Genomic DNA, 15,441 nt, shown 5'->3' on the forward strand with positions numbered 1-15,441 from the left:
CGCTGTATATCTGGGTCATGCCCGACGTCCGGCTGGCCTCGCCGCAAGGCAAGTGGATCCTGCTCACCACCGTCCTCGGCTCCAGCATGGCGCTGCTGGACTCGACCGTCGTCAACGTCGCCCTGCCGCGCATCGGCCGCGACCTGGACGCCGACCTCGCCGCCCTCCAGTGGACGGTCAACGCGTACCTGCTCACCCTGGCCGGGCTGATCCTGCTCGGCGGGTCCCTCGGGGACCGGTACGGCCGCCGCAAGGTCTTCGTGGTGGGGGTCGTGTGGTTCGCGGCCGCCTCACTGCTGTGCGGCCTCGCCCCGAACGCCGGTGTCCTCGTCGCCGCCCGTGCCCTGCAAGGCGTGGGCGGCGCGCTGCTCACGCCGGGCTCGCTGGCGCTGATCCAGGCCTCCTTCCATCCCGACGACCGGGGCCGGGCGGTCGGCCTGTGGTCCGGGTTCGGCGGGATCGGGGCGGCCGTGGGGCCCTTCGTGGGCGGCTGGCTGGTGGACGGGCCGGGCTGGCGGTGGGTGTTCCTGCTCAACGTCCCGCTGGCCCTGGTGTGCGCGCCGATCGCGCTGCGGCATGTCCCCGAGTCGGGGGACGGCCGTACGCATACCCGCTTCGACGTGCTCGGCGCGGTCCTCGGCGCGCTGGCGCTCGCGCTGGTGACGTACGCGCTGATCGAGGCCCGTTCCGGCTCCCTGGTGGTCGCTGTCTCGGCGGTCGCGGGGGTGGCCGCGGGGGTGGCCTTCGTGTCCGTCGAGAAGCGGCGGCCCGACCCGATGATGCCGCTCGGGATCTTCGCGTCCCGGCAGTTCACCGCGGTCAACCTGGTCACGCTGTGCGTGTACGCGGCCTTCGGCGGGTTCTTCTTCCTGGCCGCCCTCCAGCTTCAGGTGGTGGTCGGCTGGTCGGCCCTCCAGGCGGGTACGGCCCTGCTGCCGACGACCGCGCTGATGCTGCTGTTCTCCGCGCGCTCCGGCGCCCTCGCCGACCGCATCGGGCCGCGCGTCCCGCTCACGGTCGGCCCTCTGCTGTGCGCGGCGGGGATGCTGCTGATGCTGCGGGTCGGCCCGGACGCGTCGTACCTCGTGGACGTCGTCCCGGCCCTCCTGGTCCTCGGCACCGGCATGGTCCTGCTGGTCGCCCCGCTGACGGCGACCGTGCTGGGGTCGGTGGACGCCTCGCGGGCCGGTCTCGCGAGCGGGATCAACAACGCGGCGGCGCGGGCGGCGGGTCTGATCGCGGTGGCGGCGTTGCCGCTGGTCGCGGGGATGGGGGAGGAGGCGTACCGGTCGGCTTCGGCCTTCGATGCCGCGTTCGGGCGGGCGATGGTGGTGTGTGCGGGGGTGTTGGTGGTGGGTTCGGCGGTGGCTTTCACGACGGTACGGTCGCTGCCGCCGGGGTGCCGGAAGCCGGAGTGCCGGACGCACGGGGCGGTGTTGGCACCGCCGCTGGAGGGGGAGCGGGTGCGGAAGCGGCTGTCGTAGAGCGTCCGCGGGCCGGTGGGGCTCTCGCGCAGTTCCCCGCGCCCCTGAGGGGGTGCAGTCAGCGCCTGCCCGACTGTGCCCACTGTTTTCAGGGGCGCGGGGAACTGCGCGACCAGCCACAACGAACCCGCGGACAACGGCGGATCCCGAGGCGAGGGAGACTGGACCCATGTCGATTCACGAGAACCTCCTCGGGGGCCCGCCCCCGACCCACCTCCCCGACGACCCCGAGCCCCGTGAACTGCTCGCCCAGGGGACCGCGCCCGCGGATGTCGCCGCGAAGTACCCCACCTCCTCCCTCGCCTGGGCCCAGCTCGCCGACGAGGCGTTCGAGCGGGGCAGCGTCGTGGAGTCGTACGCCTATGCCCGTACGGGCTACCACCGCGGCTTGGACTCGCTGCGCCGCAACGGCTGGAAGGGCCACGGCCCGGTCCCCTGGGAGCACGAGCCGAACCGCGGCTTCCTGCGCGCCCTGCACGCCCTGGCCCGCGCCGCGGGAGCCATCGGCGAGCAGGAGGAGTACGAGCGCTGCTCCCAGTTCCTCAAGGACTCCTCGCCGACGGCGGCCCAGACGCTGGGCTGATCCGCCGTACGTTCTCCGGGCCCGCCTGTTGATCAGGCGGGCCTTGCCTTTGTGCGCGATCAGGCGGGCCTTGCCTTTTGCGTGGACGATGGAAGAGGATGCCCGGCGGGGACCGGGGCCCCGTGTCGGTAACGGCAGGGCGGACCGCTACCCGGAGTAACAACAGGAGACAGCGATGTCGTCCCATGAGGCTCAGGAATCGCAGGAGCCCGAGACCCCGCATCTCGACTTCCAAGGCACGACGCCGTACGAGGACTACGTCAAGGCGGACGTGCTCACCCACCTCCAGCACACCCTCTCCGACGATCCCGGAGAGATGGTCTTCCTGGTCACGACCCAGGTCATGGAGCTGTGGTTCACCGTCATCGTGCACGAGTGGGAGACCGCGGCGGGCGCGCTGCGCTCCGACGACGTGCCCACGGCCGTCGCCGCGCTGAAGCGGTCCGTCCGTGAACTGGAGGCGCTGAACGCCTCCTGGAAGCCGCTCGGCCAGCTGACCCCCGCGCAGTTCAACTCCTACCGTTCGGCCCTCGGTGAGGGCTCCGGCTTCCAGTCGGCGATGTACCGGCGCATGGAGTTCCTGCTCGGCGACAAGTCCGCCTCCATGCTCGTCCCGCACCGGGGCGCGCCCCGCGTCCACGCCGAGCTGGAGAAGGCCCTGCACGAGCCGAGCCTGTACGACGAGGTGCTGCGGCTCCTCGCGCGACGCGGGCACGCCATCCCGGCCGCCGTACTGGAGCGTGACGTCTCGCTCCGGTACGAGCCGTCGGAGGAGGTCGAGGCCGCCTGGACGGCCCTCTACTCCGGCCCGGAGGACGCCGAACTGGCCCGCCTCGGCGAGGCGTTGACCGATGTCGCCGAGCTGGTGTGGCGCTGGCGCAACGACCATCTCGTCGCCACCCGCCGCGCGATGGGCTCCAAGGCCGGCACGGGCGGCTCCGCCGGGGTGGCCTGGCTGGAGAAGCGCGCACGGAAGAACGTGTTCCCGGAGCTGTGGACGGCGCGGTCCCATGTCTGAACTCGCCCTGCGCGCAGAGAAGTTGGATGCCTCCGACGAACTGGCGGGCCTGTGCGCGCAGTTCGTCCTGGACGACGTGGTGTACCTGGACGGCAACTCGCTGGGCGCGCTCCCGGCCGCCGTCCCGGGCCGCGTCGAGGACGTCGTACGCCGTCAGTGGGGGTCCTTGCGGATCCGGTCCTGGGAAGAGAGCGGCTGGTGGACGGCGCCCGAGCGGATCGGCGACCTCGTCGCTCCGCTGGTGGGGGCGGCGGCCGGGCAGATCGTGGTCGGCGACTCGACAAGTGTCAACGTGTTCAAGGCACTTGTGGGGGCCGTACGCCTCTCGGACGGGCCGGCCGCGGGGCGTGACGAGGTGGTCGTGGACGCGACCACCTTCCCCACGGACGGGTACATCGCCGAGTCCGCGGCCCGGATGACCGGCTGCACGCTGCGTGCGGTGACCCCGGCGGAGGTGCCGGGCGCGCTGAGCGACCGTACGGCCGCCGTCCTGCTCAACCACGTCGACTACCGCAGCGGCCGCCTGCACGACCTGCCCGGGCTCACGGCCGCCGTGCACGCGGCGGGCGCGATCGCGGTGTGGGACCTGTGCCACAGCGCGGGCGCCCTGCCGGTCGGGCTCGACGCGCACGGGGTCGACCTCGCGGTCGGCTGCACCTACAAGTACCTGAACGGCGGCCCCGGTTCACCGGCGTACCTCTATGTGCGCCGCGAGCACCAGGACCGCTTCGACTCCCCGCTGCCCGGATGGAACTCCCATGTGGAGCCCTTCGGGATGCGGCCGTCCTACGAACCGGCGCCGGGCGCGCTGCGGGGCCGCGTGGGCACGCCCGACATCCTCTCCATGCTCGCCCTGGAGGCGGCCCTGGAGGTCTGGGACGGGGTCTCGATCGAGGCGGTGCGCGCCAAGTCCCTCGCGCTGACGGACTTCTTCCTGGAGTGCGTCTCGTCGTACGTCGGCGAGGGGCGCGTCGAGTGCGTGACACCCCTGGCCCACGCCGAGCGGGGCAGCCAGGTCGCGCTGCGCTGCGACGACGCCGACGCGGTGATGAAACGGCTCGTGGAGCGGGGTGTGGTGGGCGACTTCCGGCACCCTGACGTGCTGCGGTTCGGCTTCACGCCGCTGTACGTGGGGTTCGCGGACGTCGAGCGGGCGGCGGGGGTGTTGGCGGAGACGCTCGGGAGCGGGGAGCGCGGGGAGAGCGGGGCTTCTGTGGGGCTGGGATGACGGCACCGCAGAACCGTTAAATCCTCACCCAGCGTGACATCCCCATGTCCGCGCACGTCACCGGCCTGATACCGTCCCGGCCAACGGCCGAATTTCCTTCCGGGATGCTTCACGGTCCGTCAAAACCGTTTCGTCGCTGAGAGGTTGGAGCATGCCGGACGACGCCGTAGGTCGTGCCACCGCGGAAGCCCGTGCCGCGGCCGAGGAGGAGTCGGCCTTCTCGCACCCGGCAGTCGACCCCGACGTCAGCCTGGCGTACGGGGACGACCCCGACCAGGTGATCGACTTCTACGCCCCGCGTGAGGCCGTGGCGCCGGGGGGCGGTCTGGTGCCCCTGGTCGTCGTCCTGCACGGCGGGGCGTGGCGGGCGCGCTACGACCGGCAACATGTGACCCCGTTCGCGGACTTCCTGGCCAGGCGCGGGTTCGCGGTGGCCAATGTGGAGTATCGGCGGGGTGCGGGCCTGTCCGGGGCTGACGGTCTTGGGGCCGGGGCCGGGGCCGGGGTTGAGGGTGCTGGTGCCGGTGATGTCGCCGGTGTCGGGCCGGTCGCCGGGCGGTGGCCGGAGACCTTCGACGACGTGGCCGCCGCGCTGGACGCGCTTCCGGCGCTCGTACGGGAGGCGCTCCCGCAGGCCGACCCGCGCCGCATGGTGGTCACCGGGCACTCCGCGGGCGGCCACCTCGCGCTGTGGGCCGCGGCGCGACACCTGCTGCCGGCCGACGCCGCCTGGCGCACCGACCGCCCGGCCCCGCTGCGCGGGGTCGTCGCCCTCGCCCCGATCGCCGACTTCACGGTCGCCGACAAGCTGGACGTGTGCGGCGGGGCGTGCCGTCAACTCCTGGGCGGGGACGAGGGGTTCGCCGAGCGGGTGCCGTACGCCGACCCCGCGCTCCTGCTGCCCACCGGTATCGCGACGACCCTCGTCCAGGGGCGGGCCGACACGGTCGTGCCGCAGGCGGTCGCCGAGGCGTACGCCGACGCGGCGGCCAAGGCGGGCGAGGTGGTGGGCCTGACGCTGCTGGAGGAGGTCGGCCACTTCCCCCTGATCGACCCGGCGGCGGACGCGTGCGCGGTGGTGGCGGAGGAGATCGCACAGCTGGCGTGGTGACAGTGAGCGCGGCGAGCTGCTGCGCGGGCTTGCCGGAGGGGGCTTCGCCGTACCCCGGGCCGCGTCGGCCCCCTCCCGGTGATACCCGTAATACCTGAGAGCTACGGCTCGGAAGAGCTCCCTGGCGTGACGCGGACGACGCCTCGCGATCCGTAACTTCCCATCCATACAAGCCCGATGGCCGGGCGGAGGGGGAGACGACCATGGGGCGGATCCTGCGCAGGGTGCGTAGCGGGTACGGGGAGTCGCGTGACGGGGGCGGCAACCGGAGCACCGGCGATGACGGGGCCGGCAGCGATGTGAGGACCGGCGGTCACGGGGTCGGCAGCAGCGAGGGGACCGGCGTTCACGAGACCGGCGGTTATGAGGGGCCCGGCACCGTCGCGGCCCGCCGCACGCACAGCTGGCGGCGAGCCCTCCTGGCCACCCTCATCGTCACCGCCGTGGTCGCGCCGCTCTCCGCCGCCGCCCGCCCGGAGATCCCCGCCCCACCCCCGGCCGCGCTCCCGAAGCTCACCGCGGCCACCCTGGACAGCGCCTACACCGCCAACCGCGCCAACGCCGAGGCGGCCGCCCGCATGGCCGCGGCCCACGGCGACACCCACCGCGCCGAGGCGGATCGGGAGCTCGCCGACCCCGCCCGTCACCTCCTCGGCTTCGACGGCCGGGGCGCCGGAAAGGCGACGGAGGTCTTCGGCGACCTCGCCCACGCCGACCATGTGGCGGTCCTGGTCCCCGGCTCCGACACCTCCCTGGACACCTACCCCCGCTTCCGGGCCACCGCCGAAGCCCTCCACCGGCAACTGAACGGCACCGCTCCCCGGGGCACCCGCACCGCGGTCGTCGCCTGGCTCGGCTACCGCACCCCGAACACGGTCAGCACCACGGTCCTGACCACGGACAGAGCGGATGAAGCGGCCCCCGGGCTGAGGGAGTTCATACGCCGACTCCACGGCATCGTCCGTCCGAGGGCCACCGTCTCCCTCGTCTGCCACTCCTACGGCTCCGTCGTCTGCGCCAGAGCCGCCGCCCACCTGGACATCGACGAGCTGGCCCTCCTCGGCAGCCCCGGCACCGGCTTGGACACCGCGTCCGGCCTGCACACCCGCGCACGGATCTGGGCGGGCCGGGGCAAGGACGACTGGGTCGGCGAAGTCCCCCATGTGAGGACCGACCTCTTCGGCGTCACCGTCGGCTTCGGCACCGACCCGGTCTCCCCGGCCTTCGGCGCGCGTGTCTTCGCCGCGGGCGAGGGCGGTCACAGCGACTACTTCACCCCGGGTTCGGTCTCCCTGACCAACCTCGCCCGGATCGTTCTCGGCGACACCGCGGAGGTGACCCGTGCCTGACCACCGCACCCACCACCCCCGGGGCGCCGCACGCGACGCCATACACCGGGCCGCACACTCCATACCCCAGGCCGCACACGGCATACGACAGGCCGCCGAGCGGATCGACGCGGTGACACCTCCCGAGCGGGACCGTGCCGTGGACGCCCTGCGCGCCTTCGCGATCCTCGGTGTGGTCCTCGGGCACTGGCTGGTGACGGCCCTGGTCTCCGACGGCGGCACCCTGCACACCGCGAGCCCGTTGCAGCGCATGCCCTGGCTGGCCCCGATCTCCTGGGTCTTCCAGACGCTGGCCGTGTTCTTCCTGGTCGGCGGCCATGTGGCGACCCGCGGCTACACCTCGGCACGCGCCCGCGGGACGACGTACCCGCAATGGCTGAAGAGCCGCCTGGCGCGGCTGTTCAAGCCGGTCGCCGCCGTCCTCGCGCTGTGGGCGGTGGCGGCGACGGCCCTGCTGCTGACGGGCGCCCCGTTCGGGACGGTCCGCACCCTGGTCAAGCTCGCCCTGTCCCCGATGTGGTTCCTCCTGGTCTTCGGCGTCCTCACGGCGGCGACCCCGCTGCTGCGGCGGCTCCACCCGCTGTGGCCCCTGGCCGTCGTCGTCCATGTGGACCTGGTGCGCTTCGGTTTCGGCGGCCCGGACTGGCTCGGCTGGGTCAATCTGGCGGCCGGCTGGCTCGTGCCCTACACCCTGGGCGCGGCCTGGACGCGGGGTGAGCTGGAGGGGCGGCGCGCGGGGTGGCTCCTGCTCGGCGGCGGTGCCGTGGTGACCGCGGTGCTGGTCGGGTGGGCCGGGTATCCGGCGTCGATGGTCGGGGTGCCGGGGGCTCAGGTCTCCAACCTGAACCCGCCGACGCTGGCCGCCGTCACCTTCGGCCTGGCCCAGTGCGGTGGCGCCCTGCTGCTGCGCGACCGACTGCGCCGCGGTATGCGCCGCCCGTCGGCCTGGGCGGCGGTGGCGCTGGTCAACCTCTCCGCGATGACGATCTTCCTCTGGCACCAGACCGCGCTGATGGCCACCACGGCCACCGGTCTCGCCGCGGGCCGGCTCCCCGGTCTGCACACCGTTCCCGACGGCCTGGGCTGGGTGGCGGCCCGGCTGGCCTGGCTGCCGGTCTTCGCCCTTGTCCTCGCGGTCTGCCGGGCGGCCTTCCGCTCGCTCGAGCAGGGGCCGCGCAGAGCCGGGGGGCGGCCGTCACGAGTGATCCAAGTCCACCGTCGTGCGACACCGGCAGCAGCGAAGGAGGTGCGTCGTGCCTAGGGTGGGCGGCGTGACGGAAACGGGGATCCGGCGGGTGGTCGTGGGCACACTGCTGCGCTGGTGGCGGGTCCTGCGCGACGACCTGTGCACGATGCGGCCCGATCCGCTGCCGCCGTCCGTCTGGCTGCGCTGGCTCCCGCACGGCCTGCTGTGCCTGGTCGCCTTCGGAGTGACGTTCGGCGGCCTGGCGGAGCTGCAGGACAGCGGCGGGGTGGGAGGCAGCATCGCCTTCGCGATCAGTCTCGCGGAGGGTTCGGCCGTCGTGCTCGCGTTGTGGCGGCCCGTCCCGGCGTGGTGGCTGTCGACCGCGGCCATGGTGGTCTGCGCTCTCGAAGTGCGCCGGCAACTGCTGGCCGGTGGCGCGCACGGCTTCACCTGGCCGTGGAGCGTCGGCGGACTCATCGCGCACCTGGCCGTACTGCTGCTGCTCGCCCTGCGGGTGCCCGCCCGGGTGGCCGTCGAGGCGCTGGCGTTGACACTGCTGCTCACCTATCTCATCGAGGGCGTGCTGGGCGCGGCCGACTTCCAGCCCACCGGGGTGCTCGCGGCGATCCTGTTCACCGTGGTGGTGGTGCTCGGCGCGGCCCTGCGGGGCCGTCGTGAGGCGAGCAGGGCACTGGTCGAGCAGACCACGCTCACCACGGAGGAGCGGGCCCGGCGCACCCTGCTGGAGGAGCGCAGCCGTATCGCCCGTGAACTGCACGACGTGGTCGCCCACCACATGTCCGTCATCTCCATCCAGGCGCAGGTCGCCCCGCACCTCGTCGAGAACCCGTCCGAGGAGCTCCGGGAGAACCTCGCCGGCATCCGGCAGAACGCGCTGGAGGCGCTGACCGAGCTCCGCCGGGTCCTGGGCGTGCTGCGGGCCGAGCACCCCGAGGCGCCGGGGCGGCCCGCCGACCCCGCCACCGGCACCGCGCCGCACGCCCCGCAGCCCACCCTGGAGCGGATCGAGGCGCTCGTGGAGAACACCCGGGCGGCGGGGCTGACGGTGGCGCTCCGGTGCAGTGGCGAGCGGTGGTCGTTGCCGTCGGGCGTGGAGCTGTCGGCGTACCGCATAGTGCAGGAGGCGCTCAGCAACGTCCTGCGGCACGCGCCGGGCGCACAGGCCCACGTCCACATCGAGTACCTGCCGATCGGCGTGGTCGTGGAGGTCGCCAACACCCGCCCGACGAGACATGCCGCGCCCTCCGAGGGCGCCGGACACGGGCTGCTCGGCATGCGGGAGCGGGCGGCGATGCTCAGCGGCGTCCTGCTGGCGGGCCCCCAGCAGGAGGGCGGTTACAAGGTGTACGCCTACCTCCCGGCGTCCCCGGCCGACAAGGACGCGCTCCCCGAGTCGCCGACCGCCACCGGCAGGACTCCCCTGGCCACGACTCCCACCGACCCGCCCTCCACCCCCTACCCGGCCGACGACCCGAAGGACGACACCGCATGACGAGCGGCATGAGCGGCACGAGTGGCACGAGCGCCATGAACGGCGCGAGCGGCAGCATCCGCGTACTGATCGCCGACGACCAGCAGATGGTCCGGCAGGGCTTCGGCGTGCTGCTGGGCGCCCAGCCCGGCATCGAGGTGATCGGGCAGGCGGTCGACGGCCTGGACGCCGTCGCCAAGGTCGCCGAACTCGTCCCGGACGTCGTCCTGATGGACATCCGCATGCCGGAGCTGGGCGGTATCGAGGCCACCCGCATCATCACCGGTGAGCGCCCGGAGATCAGGGTCCTGGTGCTGACCACCTTCGATCTCGACGAGTACGTCTACGAGGCGCTGCGGGCCGGTGCCTCCGGGTTCCTGCTGAAGGACGCCTCGGCTGAGCAACTGGCCGAGGCCGTGCGGGTGGTGGCGGCCGGGGACGCGCTTCTCGCGCCCGGTATCACCCGGCGCCTGATCGCCGAGTTCTCCCGTCTCGACGACCGGCCCCGCGCTCCGCTCAAGAGCCGGGTCGGCGAGCTGACCGAGCGGGAGACGGAGGTCCTCGCCCTGATCGCGCAGGGCCTGTCGAACGCGGAGATCGCCGGGCGGCTCGTGGTGGCCGAGCAGACGGTGAAGACCCATGTGGGCCGCATCCTGGTGAAGCTGGGCCTCAGGGACCGTACGCAGGCGGCGGTGTTCGCCTACGAGTCGGGGCTGGTGAGACCGTCGGGCTACTGACGGGTGGACGGCCGGCCCCTCCCGGACCCGAAGTACCGGACCCGTAGTACCTGAGAGGGACGCCGGAGGACCCCTCTCACTGGTGACGACGAGGACCACCGGCCCCGCCTACCGTTTCGACTGTGACCCATACGACCGAGACGCACACGACACTCCCGCAGGGCGGCAGCGGCGGACAGGACGCGTACAAGTCGCGCAGCCCGGAGTTCCGCGCCGCCGTGGACGCCCTGCGCGGCCTGCGGCACGACCTGATCACCGACGCGTTCGCCTACCGACCGCTGCCGCCGACGCCCCTCGACAAGGGGCTCTCCCGCGTGCTCTCCGGCCGGCTGCGGGAGTACGCCGTCTGGACGCCCCACGCGCTGATCACCGCGGCAGGCCTGTTCGCGATGGTCATCGGGGCGGACAACAGCGGCCGCGGCGCGACCACCAACCTGTTCGTCGGTCTGTCCGCCCTGGCCCCGATCCTGTTGACCATGGTCCGGCCCGTCATGGCCTTCTGGCTGTCGCTGGCCGCGACCGCGATCATCTATCCGGTGGCTTTCGTCAACTCCTGGCAGCAGGGCTGGCCCTGGCTGCCAGGGGGGTTCGCCTGCCACCTCGTCGTGCTCACCGTGGTCGCGGTGCGCACCAGGCCGCGTACGGCGGCCTGGATGTGGCTGCTGACGGGGGCCTACGGCCTGATATGGCAGGGCGCCCTCGGCGGCAGTCACTACTACCGCTCCAACACCGTGGAGATGCTGTTCGTCTCCGCCCTGGCCCTGCTCGCCGTGAGCGTCTGGCACATCCGCCGGGACGCCCAGCAGACGGTGACCGCCCAGCAGACGGTGACCGCCCACGAGCGCTCCCGCCGCACCCTGCTGGAGGAGCGCACGACCATCGCCCGTGAGCTGCACGACGTGGTGGCCCATCACATGTCGGTCGTCGCCATCCAGGCCGAGGCCGCCCCCTACCGGGTGGAGAACCCGCCCCCGGAGCTGGAGAAGGCCTTCGCGACCATCCGGGAGAACGCGGTGGCGGCCCTGACCGAGCTGCGCAGGGTCCTCGGGGTGGTCCGCGCCGAGGACTACGAGGCGCCGGACGCCCCGCAGCCCACCCTCGCCGACCTCGACGGGCTGATAGCCAATGTGCGGGAGGCGGGCCTGAGCGTCGACAAGGTGGTCACCGGCGCGGTGCGTGAACTCCCGCAGGGTGTCGAGCTGTCGGCGTACCGGATCGTCCAGGAGGCCCTGAGTAACACCCTGCGGCACGCCCCCGGGGCGAGCGCGCGGGTCGAGATCGGATATGTGCTGGGCGGCCTGGGCCTGCGGGTGGTCAACGGTCCGCTGCCCCATCCGGCGCTGGTGAAGCCCTCGCCGGGGGCGGGACACGGCATCACCGGTATGCGGGAGCGGGTCTCCATGCTGAACGGCGAGATGACGGCGGAGGCCACGGACGAGGGAGGGTACGAGGTGACGGTGTTCCTGCCGGTGCCGCTCAGTGGCGAGGGAGCGGCATGACGATCAGGGTCCTGGTCGCGGACGACCAGATGATGGTCCGCGAGGGCTTCTCGGTGCTGCTGAACGCGATGCCGGACATCGAGGTCGTCGGTGAGGCGGTCAACGGCCGGGAGGCGGTGGACCGGGTCCGGGAGCTGGCGCCCGACGTGGTCCTGATGGACATACGGATGCCGGAGCTGAACGGCATCGAGGCGACCCGGGAGATCGTCGCGGCGAACGGTACGTCGAAGGTGCTGGTCCTGACGACCTTCGACCTCGACGAGTACGTCTACCAGGCGCTGCGCGCGGGCGCCTCGGGCTTCCTCCTCAAGGACGCCTCGGCCCGCCAACTCGCGGACGGGGTAAGGGTGGTGGCCTCCGGCGAGGCTCTCCTCGCCCCCTCGGTCACCAGGCGCCTGATCACGGAGTTCTCCAAGCTGTCCGAGTCCCCGCGGGTCCTCGCGTCGGCCCACACGGCCTACGGTGACCTGACCGATCGTGAGACGGAGGTACTGGTCCTCATCGCACAGGGCCTGTCGAACCTGGAGATCGCCGGGCGCCTGGTGGTGGCCGAGTCGACGATCAAGACCCATGTGAGCCGGATCCTGGTGAAACTGGGCCTCAGGGACCGCACCCAGGCAGCGGTGTTCGCCTACGAGGCACGACTGGTGACCCCGGGCTGACGAGCCCGGCCGCCTCCGCCGGTTCAAAGTCCGGCGCCACCACCGGCGAAGCGTACGGGTGACACGAGCGCGATGCGGACCCTGCCGGGCGGGTGGTCATGGCGTCGGCTCCCTTTCTCCGCCACCGGCTGCGGCTTGTGCACCGCGGTCGTCGCGGCCGGCTCACGCGGCGGCCAGTTCGCACCACACGTACTTGCCGCGGTTGCCGTTCCTGGACAGTGGCTGCCAGCCCCACAGGTCGGCACAGGCGCTGACCAGGGCGAGGCCGCGGCCGGTCTCGGCGTCGCTGAGGTGATCCAACGGTGTCGGCGGCTCGGGCGGCGCGGGGTCCGCGTCCCATGCGCCGAGGCGCAGCGTTCCGGGCGGCGACCAGCGCACTCGCAGGGCCGCGGGACCCTTGGTGTGCAGTACGGCGTTGGAGATCAGTTCGGTGGCGAGCAGCTCCGCGGTGTCGACCAGGGTGATCAGGCCGTGCATCGTCAGGATGAGGCGCAGGGTTCGGCGGCTGACGGTGACGGCGCGGGGGTCGTTCGGGATGTGGAGCACGTACTCCCAGGGTTCGGGCATGCGGCAACTCCGTTCGGCTGGTGGGGGGTTGCGGTCGGCGGGCGGTGGCAGTGCCGCGCCGTCATGGCAGGACGGGGCGGTGCGCTTCCGGTACCCCGGGGTTCCGCAGCGTGTGCGTCGCGTCACTGACAGTACTTCCTAAAGTTAGGGAGCTGCAAGCTGTTGTCGTATTCTGGAACTCGAACGAGCTATGCCTACAGGGCAGTTGGGAGGTGCCGTGCCGCCGAAAAGGCATCTCACCGCTCGCAGGGTGCGGCTGGCTTCTGAGCTGCGCAAACTGCGGGAGGCCACGGGTTTGAAGGCCCGTGAGGCTGCGGAGTTGCTCGGGGCGGACTCGGTTCAGATGAGTCAGATCGAGTCAGGCGTCGCAGGGGTCAGCGCGGAGCGAGTTCGCCGCCTGGCGGCTCACTACGGCTGCGCTGACGAGGGGTTCGTCGACGCCCTGGTCGCGATGGCGGTCGACCGCACACGAGGGTGGTGGGAGGAGTACCGAGGAGTGCTGCCTCCTGTGTTCCTGGACACCGCTGAGGTCGAGTACCACGCGACATTCATTCGCGAGGTCGTGATCACGCACGTACCGGGGCTGTTGCAGACCGCCGACTACGCGCGTGCCGTGTTCGGCTACATGCGCCCCGAGCTGCCCGAGAGTGAGGTGGCGACTCGTGTGGAGCATCGGATGCGGCGGCGTGCCGTCATCGAAGGGGACGCCCCGGCCCCGTACGAAACCATCGTCCACGAGTTCGCTCTGCGGGTCCGCGTGGCTGATCGCCGGGCTTCGCTGGCTCAACTCCGGTTCATCCTGGCGAAGATCGATGCCGGGCACGCCTCGGTACGGGTCATCCCCATCGATCAGGACGGTTTCGGGGGTACCGGTGCCTCGATGATGTACCTGGGAGGGCCCGTGCCCAAGCTGGACACAGGCCTGCGTGACGCGCCGACCGGCACCGCGTTCATCGACGCTCAACCCCAGTTGGAGCATCTGCGCACACTGCTCCGTAGGGTGGAGAAGGCCTCACTGGATCCGGTGGCGTCGCGGGACTTCGTCCACCGGCTGACCAAGGAACTCTGATGAACTGGCGTAAGTCCTCCTACTCCGACGGCGGCGATGGCAACACCTGCGTCGAGATCGCGGACGTACACCCCCGAATAGCCGTCCGTGACTCCAAGGCCCCCGCCCGTGCCACCCTCACCTTCCCCGCCCCCGCCTTCACGGCGCTCGTTGATCACCTGAAGGAAGGCCCTGGTCAGAAGGCCGCGTCAGCGGTTAGCGTCCCCGTATGACCGCCTTCGATCCCTGGGACCCGGCGTTTCTCGCCGACCCGTACCCCGCGTACGCCGAGCTGCGTGCCAAGGGCCGTGTGCAGTACTTCGAGCCGACGGACCAGTGGCTCGTCCCGCACCACGCGGCCGTGTCCGCGCTGCTCAGGGACCGCAGGCTCGGGCGGACCTACCAGCACCGGTTCACGCACGAGGACTTCGGGCGGACCGCGCCCCCCGCCGAGCACGAGCCGTTCCACACGCTCAACGACCACGGGATGCTCGATCTGGAGCCGCCGGACCACACCAGGATCCGGCGCCTGGTGTCGAAGGCGTTCACACCGCGCACGGTCGAGCAGCTCAAGCCGTATGTGACCGGCCTGGCCGGTGAGCTGGTGGACCGGCTCGTCGCGGCCGGCGGCGGTGACCTGCTCACCGATGTCGCCGAGCCGCTGCCCGTCGCCGTGATCGCCGAGATGCTCGGGATCCCCGAGGAGGACCGGGCGCCGCTGCGGCCCTGGTCGGCGGACATCTGCGGGATGTACGAGCTGAACCCGTCCGAGGACGTGGCGGAGCGGGCGGTGCGGGCGTCGGTCGAGTTCTCCGAGTACCTGCGCGAGCTCATCGCCGAGCGGCGCAAGCAGCCGGGTGAGGATCTGATCTCCGGGCTCATCGCCGCGCACGACGAGGGCGACCGGCTCACCGAGCAGGAGATGATCTCCACGGCCGTACTGCTGCTCAACGCCGGTCACGAAGCCACCGTGAACTCCACGGTCAACGGCTGGTACGCCCTCTTCCGTAACCCGGAACAGCTCGCCGCACTGCGCGCCGACCACTCCCTCGTCCCGAGGGCCGTCGAAGAGCTCATGCGCTACGACACCCCCCTCCAGCTCTTCGAACGCTGGGTCCTGGACGACACCGAGATCGACGGCACGACCATTCCGCGCGGCGCCGAGATCGCCCTCCTCTTCGGCTCCGCCAACCACGACCCCGGGGTGTTCCGCGACCCCGAGCGCCTCGACCTCACCCGCGCCGACAACCCGCACATCTCCTTCAGCGCCGGCATCCACTACTGCATCGGCGCCCCCCTGGCCCGTATCGAACTGGCCGCCTCCATGACGGCCCTCCTGGAGAAGGCCCCCACGCTCGCCCTGGCGGCGGAACCGGAACGGAAGCCGAACTTCGTGATCCGGGGGCTGGAGGGGTTGCGCGTCGACGTCCTGCCGTAGGTATGTGCGGGGACGCAACGGCCGTTACTCAGGCTCCAG

At 72.0% G+C, this 15,441-nt stretch carries 15 protein-coding genes; 14 read left to right on the forward strand and 1 reads right to left on the reverse strand.

Annotation, left to right across the window (positions count from 1 at the left end):
* Positions 1 to 17 precede the first annotated feature (17 nt).
* The 11 genes from AC2XR2_RS24255 to AC2XR2_RS24305 all read left to right on the forward strand — a co-directional run bounded on the left by AC2XR2_RS24255 (position 18) and on the right by AC2XR2_RS24305 (position 12,349).
* Entirely contained in the window at positions 18 to 1,484 is a 1,467-nt protein-coding gene (locus tag AC2XR2_RS24255; protein ID WP_381299069.1) for an MFS transporter, read from the forward strand.
* 169 nt (positions 1,485 to 1,653) lie between these two features.
* Entirely contained in the window at positions 1,654 to 2,067 is a 414-nt protein-coding gene (locus AC2XR2_RS24260; protein ID WP_381299070.1) for a DUF3151 domain-containing protein, read from the forward strand.
* A 175-nt stretch (positions 2,068 to 2,242) separates the two neighbouring features.
* A complete protein-coding gene (locus AC2XR2_RS24265; protein WP_381299071.1) occupies positions 2,243 to 3,085 on the forward strand; it encodes a tryptophan 2,3-dioxygenase family protein in 843 nt (280 codons plus the stop codon).
* On the forward strand, positions 3,078 to 4,313 hold the full coding sequence (gene kynU, locus AC2XR2_RS24270) for a kynureninase (protein ID WP_491516291.1): 1,236 nt from the start codon (positions 3,078 to 3,080) through the stop codon (positions 4,311 to 4,313). The genes AC2XR2_RS24265 and kynU overlap by 8 nt, the downstream gene beginning before the upstream one ends.
* A 151-nt stretch (positions 4,314 to 4,464) precedes the next feature.
* The gene (locus AC2XR2_RS24275; RefSeq protein ID WP_491516292.1) at positions 4,465 to 5,424 is read left to right on the forward strand and encodes an alpha/beta hydrolase; all 960 of its coding nucleotides are present in this window, start codon (positions 4,465 to 4,467) and stop codon (positions 5,422 to 5,424) included.
* 203 nt (positions 5,425 to 5,627) lie between these two features.
* Positions 5,628 to 6,773, forward strand: a complete 1,146-nt coding sequence (locus AC2XR2_RS24280; protein ID WP_491516293.1) for an alpha/beta hydrolase — start codon at positions 5,628 to 5,630, stop codon at positions 6,771 to 6,773.
* Between the two features lie 40 nt (positions 6,774 to 6,813).
* Positions 6,814 to 8,034 carry an acyltransferase family protein gene (locus AC2XR2_RS24285; RefSeq protein WP_491518488.1) on the forward strand — a complete coding sequence of 407 codons (1,221 nt, stop codon included), beginning with the start codon at positions 6,814 to 6,816 and terminating at the stop codon, positions 8,032 to 8,034.
* Positions 8,027 to 9,472 carry a sensor histidine kinase gene (locus tag AC2XR2_RS24290; RefSeq protein ID WP_381299075.1) on the forward strand — a complete coding sequence of 482 codons (1,446 nt, stop codon included), beginning with the start codon at positions 8,027 to 8,029 and terminating at the stop codon, positions 9,470 to 9,472. Before AC2XR2_RS24285 ends, AC2XR2_RS24290 begins: the two co-directional genes overlap by 8 nt.
* The gene (locus AC2XR2_RS24295; RefSeq protein WP_491516294.1) at positions 9,469 to 10,188 is read left to right on the forward strand and encodes a response regulator; all 720 of its coding nucleotides are present in this window, start codon (positions 9,469 to 9,471) and stop codon (positions 10,186 to 10,188) included. The genes AC2XR2_RS24290 and AC2XR2_RS24295 overlap by 4 nt, the downstream gene beginning before the upstream one ends.
* A 122-nt stretch (positions 10,189 to 10,310) precedes the next feature.
* Positions 10,311 to 11,687: a sensor histidine kinase gene (locus AC2XR2_RS24300; RefSeq protein WP_491516295.1), complete on the forward strand. Its 1,377-nt coding sequence runs from the start codon at positions 10,311 to 10,313 to the stop codon at positions 11,685 to 11,687.
* Positions 11,684 to 12,349: a response regulator transcription factor gene (locus tag AC2XR2_RS24305; protein WP_123762148.1), complete on the forward strand. Its 666-nt coding sequence runs from the start codon at positions 11,684 to 11,686 to the stop codon at positions 12,347 to 12,349. The genes AC2XR2_RS24300 and AC2XR2_RS24305 overlap by 4 nt, the downstream gene beginning before the upstream one ends.
* A 162-nt stretch (positions 12,350 to 12,511) precedes the next feature.
* Here the strand turns inward: AC2XR2_RS24305 and AC2XR2_RS24310 are convergent, their stop codons facing one another.
* Positions 12,512 to 12,916, reverse strand: coding sequence for an ATP-binding protein (locus tag AC2XR2_RS24310; protein ID WP_491516296.1), 405 nt, complete (start codon positions 12,914 to 12,916; stop codon positions 12,512 to 12,514).
* 190 nt (positions 12,917 to 13,106) lie between these two features.
* Between AC2XR2_RS24310 and AC2XR2_RS24315 the strand changes: the two genes are divergently transcribed.
* From AC2XR2_RS24315 to AC2XR2_RS24325, 3 genes are read left to right on the forward strand one after another with little or no spacing between them, the layout of a single operon-like run.
* A complete protein-coding gene (locus tag AC2XR2_RS24315) occupies positions 13,107 to 13,985 on the forward strand; it encodes a helix-turn-helix domain-containing protein (RefSeq protein ID WP_491516297.1) in 879 nt (292 codons plus the stop codon).
* Positions 13,985 to 14,197, forward strand: coding sequence for a DUF397 domain-containing protein (locus AC2XR2_RS24320; RefSeq protein WP_381299080.1), 213 nt, complete (start codon positions 13,985 to 13,987; stop codon positions 14,195 to 14,197). The genes AC2XR2_RS24315 and AC2XR2_RS24320 overlap by 1 nt, the downstream gene beginning before the upstream one ends.
* A complete protein-coding gene (locus AC2XR2_RS24325) occupies positions 14,194 to 15,402 on the forward strand; it encodes a cytochrome P450 (RefSeq protein WP_491516298.1) in 1,209 nt (402 codons plus the stop codon). The genes AC2XR2_RS24320 and AC2XR2_RS24325 overlap by 4 nt, the downstream gene beginning before the upstream one ends.
* Positions 15,403 to 15,441: the final 39 nt, after the last annotated feature.

It is taken from the genome of Streptomyces sp. LS-MS-L19 (genome assembly GCF_058382285.1).

Excerpts from the sequence above, each read along its gene's own strand:
- AC2XR2_RS24255 (WP_381299069.1), top strand. The coding sequence starts at position 18 with ATGCCCGACGTCCGGCTGGCCTCGCCGCAAGGCAAGTGGATCCTGCTC.
- AC2XR2_RS24260 (WP_381299070.1), top strand. The coding sequence starts at position 1,654 with ATGTCGATTCACGAGAACCTCCTCGGGGGCCCGCCCCCGACCCACCTC.
- AC2XR2_RS24265 (WP_381299071.1), top strand. The coding sequence starts at position 2,243 with ATGTCGTCCCATGAGGCTCAGGAATCGCAGGAGCCCGAGACCCCGCAT.
- kynU (WP_491516291.1), top strand. The coding sequence starts at position 3,078 with ATGTCTGAACTCGCCCTGCGCGCAGAGAAGTTGGATGCCTCCGACGAA.
- AC2XR2_RS24275 (WP_491516292.1), top strand. The coding sequence starts at position 4,465 with ATGCCGGACGACGCCGTAGGTCGTGCCACCGCGGAAGCCCGTGCCGCG.
- AC2XR2_RS24280 (WP_491516293.1), top strand. The coding sequence starts at position 5,628 with ATGGGGCGGATCCTGCGCAGGGTGCGTAGCGGGTACGGGGAGTCGCGT.
- AC2XR2_RS24295 (WP_491516294.1), top strand. The coding sequence starts at position 9,469 with ATGACGAGCGGCATGAGCGGCACGAGTGGCACGAGCGCCATGAACGGC.
- AC2XR2_RS24305 (WP_123762148.1), top strand. The coding sequence starts at position 11,684 with ATGACGATCAGGGTCCTGGTCGCGGACGACCAGATGATGGTCCGCGAG.
- AC2XR2_RS24310 (WP_491516296.1), bottom strand. The coding sequence starts at position 12,916 with ATGCCCGAACCCTGGGAGTACGTGCTCCACATCCCGAACGACCCCCGC.
- AC2XR2_RS24315 (WP_491516297.1), top strand. The coding sequence starts at position 13,107 with ATGCCTACAGGGCAGTTGGGAGGTGCCGTGCCGCCGAAAAGGCATCTC.
- AC2XR2_RS24320 (WP_381299080.1), top strand. The coding sequence starts at position 13,985 with ATGAACTGGCGTAAGTCCTCCTACTCCGACGGCGGCGATGGCAACACC.
- AC2XR2_RS24325 (WP_491516298.1), top strand. The coding sequence starts at position 14,194 with ATGACCGCCTTCGATCCCTGGGACCCGGCGTTTCTCGCCGACCCGTAC.